Here is a 14645-nt window from a genome sequence, read left to right as displayed (position 1 = left end):
TTACACGCCGTCCTGACGGTCCAGCACCGCGGCCAGCGCCTGCTCGAACCCGGTGGCCCGCGCCGCGCCCGCCGTCGGGTCCTGCTGCCGTACGTCGATGACATGGCCGGTGAGCTCGGACAACAGCACGTCGAGCGAGGTCCGGGCGACCGCCTCGGAGGAGAGCAGGCTGCCCGCCGGCTCCTGTCCGAAAGCCTTGGTGCGCATCGGCGTGGCGGTGCGCTCCGGGTTGATGCAGTTCACCCGGACGCCGTCACCGGCCCACTCGTCGGACAGGGCCTGGGTGAGGTTCACCATGGCGGCCTTGGTCGAGGAGTACAGGCTGTACTCGGCGCGCCCGCGGGTGTAGCTGCTGGAGGTGTACAGCAGCAGCTGTCCCTTGGTCTCGGCGAGGTACTTGTAGGCGGAGCGGGCGATCTGCACCGGGGCCAGGTAGTTGACCTTCAGCGCCTCCTCGATGGTGGCGTTGTCGGTCTCGGCGAGCTTGCCGATGCGCAGCACGCCCGCGGTGTTGACGACGTAGTCGATGCGGCCGGTCTCGCCGTACGCCTTGGACAGCGCGTCGTCGACCTCCTCCGGGTTCTCCACGTGGGTGCCGGTGGTGGAGCGGCCCAGCGCGTAGACGGTGGCGCCGTAGGACTCGGCGAGCTCGGCGATGTCCTTGCCGATGCCGTACGAACCGCCGAAGACCACCATGGTCCTGCCGGTGAGCAGCTTCCGGTAGGCCTCCTCGGAGACCTGCTCGGGCGCGGCGGTGGAGGCGAGCTGGAAGAGCTTGTCGGCGATGAAGACGTCGACGGGCTGGGTGACCTTCATGTTGTACTCGTCGCCCGCCACGACGTGGATCGGCACGTCCGGCAGGTACTTGAGCACGACCGAGCAGTCGTCCGTGGCCTGGAAGTTGGGGTCGTTCGCGGCGACCTCGTAGGCGCGGCGGATGGTGGACAGCTTGAAGGCCTGCGGGGTCTGGCCGCGGCGCAGCCGGGAGCGGTCCGGGATCTCCGTGATGAACTCGCCGTCCTCGCCGTGCGTGCGCGTGACGATGATGGTGTCGGCGGACGGGATGGCCACGTCGACGGCCTGGTAGCGCTCCAGCGCGCTCACGCAGTCGTCGATGACGCGCTGCGACAGCAGGGGGCGCACGGCGTCGTGGAAGAGGACGTTGCGGTCCTCGCCCTCGGCCAGGCCCTCGCCGAGCGCGGCGATGGCCCGCTCCGTGGTCTCGTTCCGGGTCGAGCCGCCCTCGATGACCTTGGTGACCTTCGTGAACCCGGCCTTGGCGACGATCTTCTCGATGTCGGGCACGTACCCCGGCGCCATCAGCACGATGATGTCGTCGATGGAGTCGGCCTTCTCGAAGGTGGTCAGGGTGTGCTCGATGACTGCCTTGCCGGCGATCTTCAGCAGCTGCTTGGGGATCGAGAGACCCACCCGCTGACCGGTACCGCCGGCCAGGATCACTGCGGTGGTACGGGGCTTGGCTATGTGCTGGGACACAGGTGACCTACCTTGGGGCGACAGGGAACTTCGAAATGGTCCCACTTGGGGTTACCGCAGTGCAAGGTGAGCGACCTCTGCCGCATATGTGCGCGCCACCTGTCATTCACCTAGGACTCCTGGCGCCCCGCAGGGGGTTCCAGGGGCCCGCGGTGAATTCTTGTGAGTAACTCCACAGGAGTTATGTCATTGCTGTGCGTGACAGGCGGGACACCACCCGGTCGGCTCAGCGCAGGCGCAGCCGTTTCAGGCAGCGGTGGCCGAGGACCTTCACCAGTTCCTTCGACGATGTCCGGTGAACAGTACGCCCTTTGCCGGTGCCGTTCGTCGCGGCGACCGCGGTGAGCATCCCGAACAGGGCCTGCGCGGCCACCTCGGGGGCGAGCCGCGGCTCGCCCGCCCGCTCCCCGGACGCCGGTACGCGGGACAGCGCCTCCGGGTCGCCGAGGATCCGCACGCCCAGGGAGCCGATCCGCGCGGCCGTCTCGGCGCCGATCCCGGCGGCGGCCTCCAGGGCCCATTGCGGAGTACGGATCTTCACGTCACGCGGGGTGGGACCGCACGCGTTCTTCATATGTGCGATCGCGCCGTGCCGTACCAGCCTCGAATACAGCTCTTCCGGAAGCTCATTGCCGCGGAATTCCTTATTGAGGTGCCGCAGCATTTCGGTCTCGGCGAGGGTGAGGGAACGGTTCGCGGTCTCCGGGACCGGCCGCAGCAGTCCCCCGGGCAGTCCGAGGAGCGCCTCGAAGGTGCGCATCAGCGCGTCCCGGTCGCGGTCGTCGACCACGACGACGGTCACCCGGCCGGGACCGGTCGCCGCGGCCCACCGCTCGACCAGCCGGTCGTGCCGGTGCCGGCGCCAGAAGCTGGGGGTGGGCCTGTCGTACGGGGCCCGGCGGAGCATGTGCTCCAGCCACGGCTCGTAGCCCAGCCGCAGCCCGTTCTGCACGTACTGCTGCCACTGCGAGGGCATGATCCGCGTCAGGGGCCGCAGGGTGACCAGGACGTGCACCCGGTCTCCGCCGAGCTGCTCGACGATCCGGGCGATCGTCGCGTCGTCCTCGGCGTCGGCGAAGAACTCGCTGCTGATCACGGAGGTGCGCTCCCCGGTGGCCACCACCTGGTCCAGCAGCCGCCGCCAGTGCCTCTCGGTGGGGACGGGGTCCCCCATCATCGCGGGCCGGGCGCAGGCGGCGAGGACGGCCTCGATCGGGTGCCTGCTGTGCGCCGGGAAGTCGACGCCGTGCCGCGCCATCTCCTCCTTCGCGGCGAACAGCGCGCCCTGGACGGCGGTGGTGCCGGTTTTGTGCGGCCCGATGTGCAGCAGCCGGGTACCGGCGGGGAGGGCGGGGACGCGGAGTTCTTCTCTCGTACAGTCGGTGTCCATGCCGAGGCACGGTAGGACGGCTCACTGAGGATCCCGTGAGAACAACCTGGGCCCCACCTGAGCACCCGCCCCCGCCCAGCCGCGGGCAGTCGTGCCTCCCCCAGTGCCTTAAGGGCCTGGGAGGTGCCCCCAGCGGCACGGGTGAGCGCGACGGCACCCCGCGAACGCCGGGCCGCGCGCCCCACCCCCGGCCCACACCGGCACGGGGCACCCCGTGAAAACGCCGGGCCGCGCCCCACCCCCGCCCCGCTCAGACCAGACGCACGCCCGGCCTCCCCGCCTCCACCCGCAGCGCGGCCAGCGTGCTGGACGTGGCCCGCGGCCGCAGCACCGTGTCCACCACCCGCACCCGCGCGTCGATGCCGTCGCGACGGATGTCGAACAGGTGGTACCCGCGGTGGGCGTCGAGCAGCTTCCAGTGCGGGTTGTCCGCACGCAGCGGGTCCCACTGCGCGCGGAACGCGGCGTGGTCCTGGTCACCGTTGCTGGAGATGGACGTACCGACGAACTCGGCGCCCACGGCCTCCGACCCCGGATCGGCGAAGTCCGCCTTGAGGTCGCTGATCATCGTCAGATGGCGGTCACCGGTGAGGACGACGGGGTTGCTGACCCGCCGGAACTCCTGGAGCAGCGCGTTGCGTTCGGTCTGGTAGCCGTCCCAGGCGTCGTAGTACCAGAGCTTGCCCTCACCGACCCGGATGTCGGTCTCGGCCATCATGATCTGCGAGGCGATCAGGTTCCAGCGGGCCGGCGAGTCGCGCAGCCCGTCGACCAGCCAGCGCTTCTGCGCGGCCCCGAGCATGGTCAGCGACGGGTCCTGGGCGCCTTCCTGGCTGGTGGCCTGGTCGCTGCGGTACTGGCGGGTGTCCAGCACGTTGAGCCGGGCCAGCCGGCCGAACTCCAGCCGGCGGTACATCCGGATGTGCGGGCCGTTCGGGACGGCGGTGGCACGGACCGGCATGTGCTCGTAGTACGCCTGGTAGGCGGCCGTCAGCCGGGCGACGAACGGGTCGTGCGCCTGCTTGTCGGGGTCCTGCGGGATCTCGCCGGCGAAGTCGTTGTCGACCTCGTGGTCGTCGAAGGTGACCACGAAGGGCGCGTTCGCGTGCATCTCCGCGAGGTCCGGGTCGGAGTGGTACTGGGCGTACCGGTTGCGGTACTGGGTGAGACTGTACGGCTCACCGGTGCCCTCGTGGCGGCGTACGCCGGTCGCCGAGGGCGTGGACTCGTAGATGTAGTCGCCGACGAACACCACGACGTCCGGGTCCTGGTCCAGCATGTCGGCGTACGGGGTGAAGTAGCCGTGCTGCCAGTTCTGGCAGGAGGCGAGCGCGACCTTCAGACGGCCGCCGGAGCTGTACGGGGCGGGCGCGGTGCGGGTGCGGCCGACGCGCGAGAGCTGGCCGCCGGCGCGGAAGCGGAACCAGTACGTGGTGTCCGGGCGCAGCCCGCGTACGTCCACGTGGACGCTGTGCCCGTACGCGGGCCGGGCCGGGGCGACGCCCCGGCGGACGACCTTCTTGAAGCGGGCGTCCCGGGCGACCTGCCACTCCACGGCCACGGTGCGGCCGGGCATGCCGCCGCCGTTCAGCGGGTCCGGGGCGAGCCGGGTCCACAGGACGACCCCGTCGGGCAGCGGGTCGCCGGAGGCCACCCCCAGGCTGAACACTCCGTCGGGCAGCTTCACTTCGGCCGTGTGCGCGGTGGCCGGCAGCCACAGCTGGGCGGATGCGGCGGCGCCGAGTACGGCGGCACCGGCGGTCAGGACGCGGCGGCGGTCGGGCTGGACTGCTCCGGACATCGGGCGAACTCCCCTGCGTCGTACGACACTCGGACACTGGGAAGCTCGCGGTCCGGACGGTCCGCCCGCTGAACACCGAGGTTCGCGCGCATGACAAGCAGGGGGACAACGGGAAACCCGCCGCGGCACGGGAACATCCCGTGGCCACGACGGGTCCGCCGGGTGAGCGGCGGGCGACGGCCGCCGGCGCCCGTACGGGTCAGCCGGTGAAGGCGGTGCCCAGCCCCGCCCCGGTCGCCACCGTGCCGAGGGTGCCCGCGCCGAAGGTCCCGGCGCTCCCCGCTACGGCCGTCGGGGTGGAGCGGAAGTACCACACCGACCCGGCGCCGGAGTTCTCCCCCGGCGCGCCGACGACGAGGTCGGCGAGCCCGTCGCCGTTGGTGTCGCCGAGGTGGGTGGCGCCGCCGAATTTGTCGTTCTTCTCGGCGGTGCCGGGCACGTTCGCGGTGTTCTGGGTGACCGTCAGGCCGCCGGTGCCGGTGAGCCCGTGCGCGGTGCCGCGCAGGACGACGACGGCGCCGGCCGCGGACACGCTGCCGAGGTCCTCGCCGGGGACTCCGGTGACGACGTCCTGGTAGCCGTCGCCGTCGACGTCGCCGATGTGGACGTCGGTGCCGAAGGCGTCGTCGTCCTCGGCCGTGCCCGGCACACCGGGGCGGTCCTGGTTGAGGAAGACGGCCTTCACCCCGTCGGGGCCCTCGGGGGTGCCGGGGATCCAGGTGACCCGGCCGCCCTTGACGTACGGGTTGTCGAGGTCGCTGTCGTAGCCGTCCACGGCCCGGCCGACCACGATGTCGTCGTACCCGTCGGCGTTCACGTCCCCGACGTCGAGGTTCTCACCGCCCTGGAGGCCCGCGCCGTCGATGTCGTAGACGAGGGTGAAGGGGTTGAGCGCGGTGCGGTCGCCCAGCCAGTACACGACCCGGCGGGCGTCGTACTCGTCGCCGTCGTTCTCGGTGGCGACGACGTCGGTGAGACCGTCGCCGTTGACGTCACCGGCGGCGAGGTCGAGGACCCGGCTGTCGTACACGTCCCTGACGGTCTGTTCGCCGCCCGTACCGGCACCGTCCCGGCCGAAGGGGCCCTTGAGGATCCGCAGGTCGTGCAGGTTCTCGACGGTCACGACGTCCGGGGCGCCGTCGCCGTCGACGTCCCCGGTGGTCAGGTGGCCGGCGGCTCCGAGGCCGTCGTACGCGTTTCCCCCCGAGGCGAGCGCGGCACCGCCGGACAGCCCCTGGGGGCCGCCCCACACCACCTCCACCAGCCCGGAGTCCTCGCCGCCGTCGGCGGTGTCCTCGCGGCCGACGCCGACGACGAGATCGGCGTAGCCGTCCTGGTCGAGGTCGGCGGTGGTGAGCGCGCTGCCGAACTCGTCGTCCGTCTCCACGCTGCCGGGGACACCGGCGGTGTTCTGGTGGAGGACCTGCCGGGTCGCGGTGCGCAGGCCGCTCGCCGACCCGTACACCACGGCGACGTAGCCGGCGCCCTTCTTGCCGGCGACGGTCGCGGTGGGGGCGGCGACGGCGAGGTCGGCGTAGCCGTCGCCGTTGAAGTCGTCGCGCGGCTGCGCGGCGCCGGCGGCCGGCCCGTCGGCGGGTGCCGCGTACGCGCCGGGCACCGCGAGGGTGCCGGCGACGACGAGTGCCGCACCGGTCGCGAGCGCGATCCGGGCGGGGCGGGTGAGGTTCCTGTGGCGTGGGGAAGGCGCGGCCATGGCGGGCGTCCTGTCGTAGAACCGGTCGGGTTGCCGTTCAGTACGACCGGCCGGAACACCCGTTGGTTGCCCGGGTGTTCACCACGACCTCACCCGCCGTCACCGCACCCGCCGTCACCGCACCGGCTAGAACGGCTCGAAGTCGTCGTACTCCCGCTCCGACTCGTCCCGTTCGGCCTGCTTGTCGCGGCGTCGCTGGGCGGCCGGGCGGGGTGCCTCGAAGCGGTGGTCCTCGCCGCGCCGGCCGAGCATCTCCGCGCCGGCCGTGACGGTCGGCTCCCAGTCGAAGACGACCGCGTTCTCCTCGGGGCCGATGGCGACGCCGTCACCGTTACGGGCGCCGGCCTTCATCAGCTCGGTCTCGACGCCGAGGCGGTTGAGCCGGTCGGCGAGGTAGCCGACGGCCTCGTCGTTGTTGAAGTCGGTCTGGCGGACCCAGCGTTCGGGCTTCTCGCCGCGCACGCGGAACAGCGGCTCCCCGTCGATGTCCTCGCGGGTGACGGTGAAGCCGGCGTCGTCCACGGCCTTGGGCCGGATGACGATGCGGGTCGCCTCCTCCTTGGGCCTGGCCGCCCGCGCCTGGGCCACCAGCTCGGCGAGCGCGAACGACAGCTCCCTCAGCCCCGTGTGGGCGACGGCCGACACCTCGAAGACGCGGTAGCCGCGCGCCTCCAGGTCGGGGCGGACCATCTCGGCGAGGTCCTTGCCGTCGGGGACGTCGATCTTGTTGAGGACGACGATGCGGGGACGGTCGCCGAGACCGCCGTACTGCCGCAGCTCCTCCTCGATGATGTCGAGGTCGGAGACGGGGTCGCGCTCGGACTCCAGCGTGGCGGTGTCCAGCACGTGCACGAGCACGCTGCACCGCTCGACGTGGCGCAGGAACTCCAGGCCGAGCCCCTTGCCCTGGCTGGCGCCGGGGATGAGGCCGGGCACGTCGGCGATGGTGTAGACGGTCGACCCGGCGGTGACGACACCGAGGTTCGGGACGAGGGTGGTGAAGGGGTAGTCGGCGATCTTCGGCTTGGCGGCGCTGAGCACGGAGATCAGCGACGACTTGCCGGCGCTCGGGTACCCGACCAGCGCCACGTCGGCGACGGTCTTGAGCTCCAGGACGATGTCCTGGAGGTCCCCCGGCTCGCCGAGCAGCGCGAACCCGGGCGCCTTGCGGCGCGCGGAGGCGAGGGCGGCGTTGCCGAGCCCGCCGCGTCCGCCCTGGGCGGCGACGTACGACGTCCCGTGCCCGACCAGGTCCGCGAGCACGTTGCCGGCCTTGTCCAGGACGACGGTCCCGTCCGGCACGGGGAGGGCCAGGTCCTGCCCGTCCTTGCCGCTGCGGTTGCCGCCCTCGCCGGGCTTGCCGTTGGTGGCCTTGCGGTGCGGGGAGTGGTGGTAGTCCAGGAGGGTCGTCACGGACTGGTCGACGGTGAGGATCACATCGCCGCCGCGTCCGCCGTTCCCGCCGTCGGGTCCGCCGAGCGGCTTGAACTTCTCACGGTGGACGGAGGCACAGCCGTGGCCTCCGTTACCCGCGGCGACGTGCAGTTCGACGCGGTCCACGAAGGTGGTCATGGTGGGGTGCCTCCAGAGACGTATCAGGGATGTGTTGTCTTAACACGCGAAAGGCGGACCCGCCTTCCCGACCGGGAAGTGAGGTCCGCCTCGCGAAAGCTTCCGATCAGGCGACCGGAACGATGTTCACGACCTTGCGGCCACGGTGGGTGCCGAACTGCACCGCACCGGCCTGCAGGGCGAACAGCGTGTCGTCGCCGCCGCGGCCGACACCGGCGCCCGGGTGGAAGTGGGTGCCGCGCTGGCGGACCAGGATCTCACCCGCGTTGACGGCCTGACCGCCGAAGCGCTTCACGCCGAGCCGCTGGGCGTTCGAGTCGCGACCGTTCCGGGTGGACGATGCGCCCTTCTTGTGTGCCATGTCTCCTCAGTCCCTTACTTCGCAGCCGCGGGGATCTCAGTGACCTTGATCGCCGTGTACTGCTGGCGGTGGCCCTGACGACGGCGGTAGCCGGTCTTGTTCTTGTAGCGCAGAATGTCGATCTTCTGGCCCTTGTGGTGGTCCACGACCTCGGCCTGGACCTTGATGCCGGCCAGCACCCACGGGTCGCTGGTCACAGCGTCGCCGTCGACGACGAGCAGGGTCGAGAGCTCGACCGTGTCGCCCACCTTGGCGGTGGAAATCTTGTCAACCTCAACGATGTCACCGACAGCGACCTTGTGCTGGCGGCCACCGCTGCGCACGATGGCGTACACGCGGATCTCACTCTCACTCGAAGAACGGCATCCCCGCAGGCCAGCCGTCCGGCCGAGAACACGGACGACCTCTCCCGGACACCGGAGCACCCGGAAGGAAGAGGTTTACGGGGACGTGGCGGCCCCGATGGACACGCCGACGGTCAAGGTTACGGGCCGTGGCCGAACGGGTCAAACCGGCCCCCGCGGAGGCCGGCCCGACCCGGACGGTTCAGCGGCCGAGGCCCTCCCGGTAGGCCACGCACGCCTCGTAGGAGGGAAGGAGGCCCTGGTCGCGGGCCTCGGCCAGGGTGGGGGCCTGCTCGTCCTTGGCGGACAGCAGCGGGGTGAGCTCGGCGGGCCAGTCGATGCCGACGGCCGGGTCGAGGGGGTGGATGCCGTGCTCCCGCTCGGGGGCGTACCCCTCGGAGCAGAGGTAGACCACGGTGGCGTCGTCGGTGAGCGCCATGAAGCCGTGGCCGAGGCCCTCGGAGAGGTAGACCGCGTGGTGGTCCCGGTCGTCCAGGCGGACCGCCTCCCACTGGCCGAAGGTGGGCGAGCCGGTCCGGATGTCCACGATCACGTCGAGGACCGCGCCGCGCACGCACTTGACGTACTTGGCCTGGCCGGGCGGCACGTCGGCGAAGTGGATGCCGCGCAGGGTGCCCCGGCTGGAGACGGACATGTTGGCCTGGGCGAGCGTCAGCGGGTGGCCCGCCGCCTCGGTGAAGACCGGGGCCTTGAACCACTCGTGGAAGCTGCCCCGGCCGTCGGGGAAGATCTTCGGCTCGTGCACCCAGGCACCGGAGAGGGAAAGGGGTCGCATCGAAGGTGTCCTCAGCTCTTCTTCTGCTTGTTCATCAGTGCGCGCTTGACCCGGCCGGCGGCCCGGCGCCACAGGGGGCGGGGCCGGGCGGACTGCTTCGGCGCGGGCTTCTTCCCGGCCGGCGGGGTGTGCCGGTCGATCACCCGGGCGGTGCCGTCGGCGGCGACCACCACGTCGACCGGGAGCCGGGTCCACTTCGCCTCGCCGCGGCCGGCCGACGGCACGCCGATCCGGACGGCCCAGCGCTTGCCGGTGAGCTTCTCCAGCGGCAGCGTGGCGGTCACGGTACGGCCGTCGGTCACGGCGTCGGCCGGGTACTTGCCCACGTTCTTGCGCTCGAAGCGGAGCCGCACCGGGTCCCCGGCGTCCGCCGTGCCGTGCAGCGGCAGCGGGAGCCGCACGGTGGAGCCCTCGACCACGGCCCGGGCCGGGTCCATCAGGGCCACCGCCTCGCGCTCCAGCTTGTTCGTGTGCTGGTCGACGTCGAGGGAGAGGTTGCCCGGCCCGTCGGTCCAGTACGGCAGCACCAGCCGCCGCGGCTCACCGGTGAGCGCGGCCAGCCGTCCGGCGTCCACGTCCTCGCCGCGCACCGCGCCGAGCCGGGTCTCCTTGCTCCAGCCGCAGGACTTGATGCGCAGGTGCAGGTCCCACAGGCCCTTGTCCAGGGGCTTGCCCGCGGCCGCCGTCTCCGGGTCGAGGACGGCGCGCGTGGTGATCCGCTGCCGGAAGGAGCCGTCCCCCGCGTCCAGGCGGTGCGCCTCGCACTCGACCGGGAGGTAGTACTGCGTGGCGGTCTCGCGGTGGCGGACCACCAGGTCCACGTCGCTCTTGTCGACCGGGGCGGCCAGGGAGATGTCCTGGTCGGCCAGCGCCTTGAGCGCCTTCTCGGAGAGCGGCAGGCCGAGCAGGTCGCGCCCGTCCTCCCGGCGGAAGGTCATCGGCTCGCCGTCGACCTGGTACTCGGAGGTGAAGCCGATGTTCAGGACACCGTCCTCCCAGGCCAGGGAGTCGAGTGTGCCGGTGGGCTTGATCCCGGCCTCCCAGTGGGCGAGGGCGCAGACGTCCTCGTAGAGGTCGGCGGCGACCAGTCCGGCCACCACCCGCTGGGTGGGGGCGACCCGCTGGAACACGCCCGGCCCGAAACGCTCGGTGACCACCCCGCGGATCTCGCGGTACAGCTCCTCGGCGTAGTCCTCGGGGAGCTTGAGCAGCCGGCTGCCGCGCAGCCGCTCGACCATCTCGTTGCGCAGCCAGCGGCTGAACAGCTTGTCGCGCAGCGGGCCGGGCTCGGTGAGCTCCTCGACCACGTCGAGGGCCTCGCGGAGGTTGGCGAAGTAGCCGACCGGGTCGAAGCGCTGGAAGCCGGCGTTGGAGCCGTCGTCACGGGTGATGTGGTAGTAGCACAGGTAGTCGCCCAGGACGGCGACGCTCTTCGCCCGCAGGTAGGCCTCGACGACGAAGACGTGGTCCTCCAGCCGGCGGCGGCCCTCCTTGAAGCGCATGTTGTGCTGCTGGAGGAACTCCCGCCGGAACATCTTGTGCGGGGTGAGGCTGTCGATCAGCGGCGCGTTCTCCACCGTCGCGCGCGGCCGGTTGACCCGGAACAGCTCCTGCGGGACCGGGCGGCCGATGCCCGCCATCTTGCCCACGACCACGTCGGCCTCGTTCGCCTTGCCGTAGTCGTACATCCGCTCGAGGGCTTCGTCGCCGAGCCAGTCGTCGTGGTCGACGAACATGACGTACTCGCCGCGGGCGGCGTCGATGCCGGTGTTGCGGGGCTTTCCGGACCAGCCGGAGGACTCCTGGTGGATGACGTGGAAGTGGGGGTGCTCGGCCGCCAGCTGGTCCAGCCGGGCGGGGGTCTCGTCGGTGGATCCGTCGTCGACGAAGAAGACCTCGAACTCGTCGGGGGTGAGGCTCTGCCGGAGCAGGCCGTTGACGCAGTCCTCGACGTACTTGCCCGGGTTGTAGACCGCGATGACGACACTGACCTTGACTGTCACGCCGGGTTCTCCTTCTTGTGGACCCGGTGGATCTCCGGGAACGCCTCGGTGAGGGCCGCGCGCCAGTCGCGCAGCGGCTCGATGCCGGCCGTGGCGAAGCGCTCGTGGCCGAGCACGCTGTAGGCCGGACGGGGGGCGGGGCGGACGAACGCCTCGCTGGTGGTGGGGCGGACCCGGTCCGGGTCGGCGCCGAGCAGGCGGAAGATCTCGCGGGTGAGGCCGTACCAGGTGGTCTCGCCGGAGCTGGTGCCGTGGTAGACGCCCGCCGGGGCGGTGCCGGCCAGGGCGCCCCGCCCCAGCTCGACCAGCAGACCGGCCAGGTCGGCGCTCCAGGTGGGCTGGCCGCGCTGGTCGTCGACGACGTCGAGGGTGTCCTTGAGACCTTCCAGCTTGATCATCGTACGGACGAAGTTGCCTCCGCCCGCTCCGTACAGCCAGGCGGTGCGCACGACGTAACCGCTGTCGGGGAGGGTCTTCAGGACGGCCTGCTCGCCGGCCAGCTTGGTGCGGCCGTAGGCGCTGCGCGGCGCGGTGGGGGCGTCCTCCGCGTACGGCGTCGTGGCGTCGCCCGCGAAGACGTAGTCGGTGGAGACGTGGAGCAGGACGGCGCCGGTGCGGGCGCAGGCGGCGGCGAGGTGGGCCGGGCCGTCGCCGTTGATCGCGAGCGCCTCGGCCTCGCGGGTCTCGGCGTCGTCCACGGCGGTCCAGGCGGCGCAGTTGACGACCACGGCCGGCCGGTGGTGTGCGAGCGCCCGCCGCACGGCGTCGGCGTCCGTGAGGTCCAGCGCCGCGCGGTCCAGGGCGGTGGCCTGCTCCCCGGCCGCGGCCAGCCGGGCCAGCACGTCCTGGCCGAGCATGCCGCCCGCCCCGGTGACCAGCCAGCCGGCCGGCGTGTTCCCCTGTTCCTCTGTCGGGTTCATCCCTCTTCCTGTCTCCTCCGTGCCGGATGGCGCGGGCCCCGGGCGGGGTCCGGGGCCCGCGGGAAATGCCTGAACGGGCCCGGGACGGTCCCGGGCCCGCGTGAGACGGGTGGCGGCGTCAGCTCAGCGCCGCGCGCTCCTTCAGCGGCTCCCACCAGGCGCGGTTGTCGCGGTACCACTGGACGGTCTCGGCGAGGCCCTGCTCGAAACTCTTGCGGGGCTCGTAGCCGAGTTCCTCGCGGATCTTCGTGCAGTCGACGGAGTAGCGGCGGTCGTGGCCCTTGCGGTCCTGGACGTACTCGACGCTGGTCTCCCAGTCGGCGCCACACGCCTTCAGGAGCAGCTCGGTGAGCTCCTTGTTGGAGAGCTCGGTGCCGCCGCCGATGTTGTAGATCTCGCCCGCGCGGCCCTTGGTGCGGACCAGTTCGATGCCCTGGACGTGGTCGTCGATGTGCAGCCAGTCGCGGACGTTGCCGCCGTCGCCGTACAGCGGGACCTTCTTGCCGTCGAGGAGGTTGGTGACGAAGAGGGGGATGACCTTCTCGGGGAAGTGGTGGTGCCCGTAGTTGTTGGAGCAGCGGGTGACGCGGACGTCCAGGCCGTGGGTGCGGTGGTAGGACAGCGCGATCAGGTCGCTGGACGCCTTCGCCGAGGAGTAGGGCGAGTTGGGCTCCAGCGGGTGGGTCTCGGGCCAGGAGCCCTCGTCGATCGAGCCGTAGACCTCGTCGGTGGAGATGTGCACGAAGGTCTCGATGCCGGCCCGGTGCGCGGCGTCGACGAGCGTGTGCGTGCCGACCACGTTCGTGCGGACGAACTCCGCGCCGCCGTCGATGGACCGGTCGACGTGGGACTCGGCGGCGAAGTGCACCACCTGGTCGTGCTCGGCCATCAGCTTGCCGACCAGCTCCGGGTCGCAGATGTCGCCCTGCACGAAGGCGAACCCGGGGTGCTCGCGCACCTCGTCGAGGTTGGCCGGGTTGCCCGCGTACGTCAGCTTGTCCAGGACGGTGACCGCGACGTCACCGGGGCCCTGGGGGCCGAGCAGCGTACGGACGTAGTGCGAGCCGATGAAGCCGGCACCGCCGGTCACCAGGATCCTGGTAGTCATGAGGAGATCTGCACCTTGCTGTGATCACCGAGCACGAGCCGGTGGGCCTTGGGGTTACGGGGGGCGGGCGTGACCTCGACGTCGCGCCCGATGAGCGAGGCCTCCACCCGGCGCACGCCGGTCACGGACGCGCCCCGCAGGACGATGGAGTACTCGATTTCGCTGTCCTCGATCCGGCAGCCCTCGGACACCGAGGTGAAGGGACCGATGTACGCGTCGTTGACCACCGTACCGGCGCCGATGACGGCGGGTCCGACGATCCGGCTGCCGCTGACCCGGGCGCCTTCCTCGATGCGCACCCGGCCGATGATCTCGCTGGTCTCGTCCACCGTGCCCGCGTCGTGGGGCTCCAGGGTCTCCAGGACGGACCGGTTGACCTCCAGCATGTCGGTGACGTTGCCGGTGTCCTTCCAGTAGCCGGAGATCGTGGTGGAGCGGACGTCGCGCTTCTCGTCGATCAGCCACTGGATGGCGTGCGTGATCTCCAGCTCGCCGCGCCAGGACGGCTCGATGGAGCGGACCGCCTCGTGTATGGCCGGGGTGAACAGGTAGACGCCGACGAGGGCCAGATCGCTCTTCGGCTGCTTCGGCTTCTCCTCCAGGCCCACCACGCGGCCGTCGGCGCCGAGTTCGGCGACACCGAAGGAGGTGGGGTTGGGGACCTTGGTCAGCAGGATCTGCGCGTCGGGCCGCTCGGTGCGGAACTCCTCCACCAGGCCGGTGATGCCGCCGACGATGAAGTTGTCACCGAGGTACATGACGAAGTCGTCGTCGCCGAGGAAGTCCTGGGCGATGAGCACGGCGTGCGCGAGCCCCAGGGGCGCTTCCTGCGGGATGTAGGTGACCTCGATGCCGAACCGGGATCCGTCCCCCACCGCCTCACGGATCTCGTCCGCGGTGTCACCGACGATGATCCCGACCTCGGTGATCCCCGCGTCGGCGATCGCCTCCAGGCCGTAGAAGAGCACCGGCTTGTTGGCGACCGGTACGAGCTGCTTGGCGGAGGTGTGGGTGATCGGACGGAGGCGGGTCCCCGCTCCCCCGGAAAGAACGAGAGCCTTCACGTGTGGCGCCCCAATACTGTGGACCTTGATAGGGACCGAAAGCCCCTGTTTGTCTGATTTCGCAGTCAATCTGTC

General features: G+C 71.3%; 12 protein-coding genes. All 12 read right to left on the bottom strand.

Annotation, left to right across the window (positions count from 1 at the left end):
* A complete protein-coding gene (locus tag IH50_RS0106320) occupies positions 1-1497 on the bottom strand; it encodes a bifunctional cytidylyltransferase/SDR family oxidoreductase (protein WP_030858165.1) in 1497 nt (498 codons plus the stop codon).
* Between the two features lie 226 nt (positions 1498-1723).
* Complete coding sequence (locus tag IH50_RS0106315; protein WP_030858163.1) at positions 1724-2887, bottom strand: hypothetical protein; 1164 nt, start codon at positions 2885-2887, stop codon at positions 1724-1726.
* A gap of 250 nt (positions 2888-3137) precedes the next feature.
* Entirely contained in the window at positions 3138-4688 is a 1551-nt protein-coding gene (locus IH50_RS0106310; protein ID WP_030858161.1) for an alkaline phosphatase D family protein, read from the bottom strand.
* A 199-nt stretch (positions 4689-4887) separates the two neighbouring features.
* Positions 4888-6402: an FG-GAP-like repeat-containing protein gene (locus tag IH50_RS0106305; RefSeq protein WP_051767202.1), complete on the bottom strand. Its 1515-nt coding sequence runs from the start codon at positions 6400-6402 to the stop codon at positions 4888-4890.
* A gap of 126 nt (positions 6403-6528) precedes the next feature.
* On the bottom strand, positions 6529-7974 hold the full coding sequence (gene obgE / locus IH50_RS0106300) for a GTPase ObgE (protein WP_030858157.1): 1446 nt from the start codon (positions 7972-7974) through the stop codon (positions 6529-6531).
* A 106-nt stretch (positions 7975-8080) separates the two neighbouring features.
* Positions 8081-8335 carry a 50S ribosomal protein L27 gene (rpmA, locus tag IH50_RS0106295; protein WP_003976205.1) on the bottom strand — a complete coding sequence of 85 codons (255 nt, stop codon included), beginning with the start codon at positions 8333-8335 and terminating at the stop codon, positions 8081-8083.
* 14 nt (positions 8336-8349) lie between these two features.
* Entirely contained in the window at positions 8350-8670 is a 321-nt protein-coding gene (gene rplU, locus IH50_RS0106290) for a 50S ribosomal protein L21 (protein ID WP_004931419.1), read from the bottom strand.
* A gap of 211 nt (positions 8671-8881) precedes the next feature.
* Entirely contained in the window at positions 8882-9475 is a 594-nt protein-coding gene (gene rfbC, locus IH50_RS0106285) for a dTDP-4-dehydrorhamnose 3,5-epimerase (protein WP_030858151.1), read from the bottom strand.
* An 11-nt stretch (positions 9476-9486) separates the two neighbouring features.
* On the bottom strand, positions 9487-11478 hold the full coding sequence (locus IH50_RS0106280) for a glycosyltransferase family 2 protein (RefSeq protein ID WP_030858149.1): 1992 nt from the start codon (positions 11476-11478) through the stop codon (positions 9487-9489).
* Positions 11475-12398 carry a dTDP-4-dehydrorhamnose reductase gene (rfbD, locus tag IH50_RS0106275; RefSeq protein ID WP_030858147.1) on the bottom strand — a complete coding sequence of 308 codons (924 nt, stop codon included), beginning with the start codon at positions 12396-12398 and terminating at the stop codon, positions 11475-11477. Before rfbD ends, IH50_RS0106280 begins: the two co-directional genes overlap by 4 nt.
* A 118-nt stretch (positions 12399-12516) precedes the next feature.
* On the bottom strand, positions 12517-13506 hold the full coding sequence (gene rfbB, locus IH50_RS0106270; RefSeq protein ID WP_030858145.1) for a dTDP-glucose 4,6-dehydratase: 990 nt from the start codon (positions 13504-13506) through the stop codon (positions 12517-12519).
* Positions 13503-14570, bottom strand: a complete 1068-nt coding sequence (locus IH50_RS0106265; RefSeq protein ID WP_030858143.1) for a glucose-1-phosphate thymidylyltransferase — start codon at positions 14568-14570, stop codon at positions 13503-13505. The genes rfbB and IH50_RS0106265 overlap by 4 nt, the downstream gene beginning before the upstream one ends.
* Positions 14571-14645: the final 75 nt, after the last annotated feature.

The organism is Streptomyces sp. NRRL S-37, assembly GCF_000721605.1.
Lineage (GTDB): Bacteria > Actinomycetota > Actinomycetes > Streptomycetales > Streptomycetaceae > Streptomyces.
Note: the sequence above shows the minus strand (reverse complement) of the source record. Positions and strands in the feature narration are given on the sequence as shown.

What these genes read in the sequence shown, in the direction of transcription:
- IH50_RS0106315 (WP_030858163.1), bottom strand. Translation starts at nt 2,887, where the DNA reads ATGGACACCGACTGTACGAGAGAAGAACTCCGCGTCCCCGCCCTCCCC.
- IH50_RS0106310 (WP_030858161.1), bottom strand. Translation starts at nt 4,688, where the DNA reads ATGTCCGGAGCAGTCCAGCCCGACCGCCGCCGCGTCCTGACCGCCGGT.
- IH50_RS0106305 (WP_051767202.1), bottom strand. Translation starts at nt 6,402, where the DNA reads ATGGCCGCGCCTTCCCCACGCCACAGGAACCTCACCCGCCCCGCCCGG.
- obgE (WP_030858157.1), bottom strand. Translation starts at nt 7,974, where the DNA reads ATGACCACCTTCGTGGACCGCGTCGAACTGCACGTCGCCGCGGGTAAC.
- rpmA (WP_003976205.1), bottom strand. Translation starts at nt 8,335, where the DNA reads ATGGCACACAAGAAGGGCGCATCGTCCACCCGGAACGGTCGCGACTCG.
- rfbC (WP_030858151.1), bottom strand. Translation starts at nt 9,475, where the DNA reads ATGCGACCCCTTTCCCTCTCCGGTGCCTGGGTGCACGAGCCGAAGATC.
- rfbD (WP_030858147.1), bottom strand. Translation starts at nt 12,398, where the DNA reads ATGAACCCGACAGAGGAACAGGGGAACACGCCGGCCGGCTGGCTGGTC.
- rfbB (WP_030858145.1), bottom strand. Translation starts at nt 13,506, where the DNA reads ATGACTACCAGGATCCTGGTGACCGGCGGTGCCGGCTTCATCGGCTCG.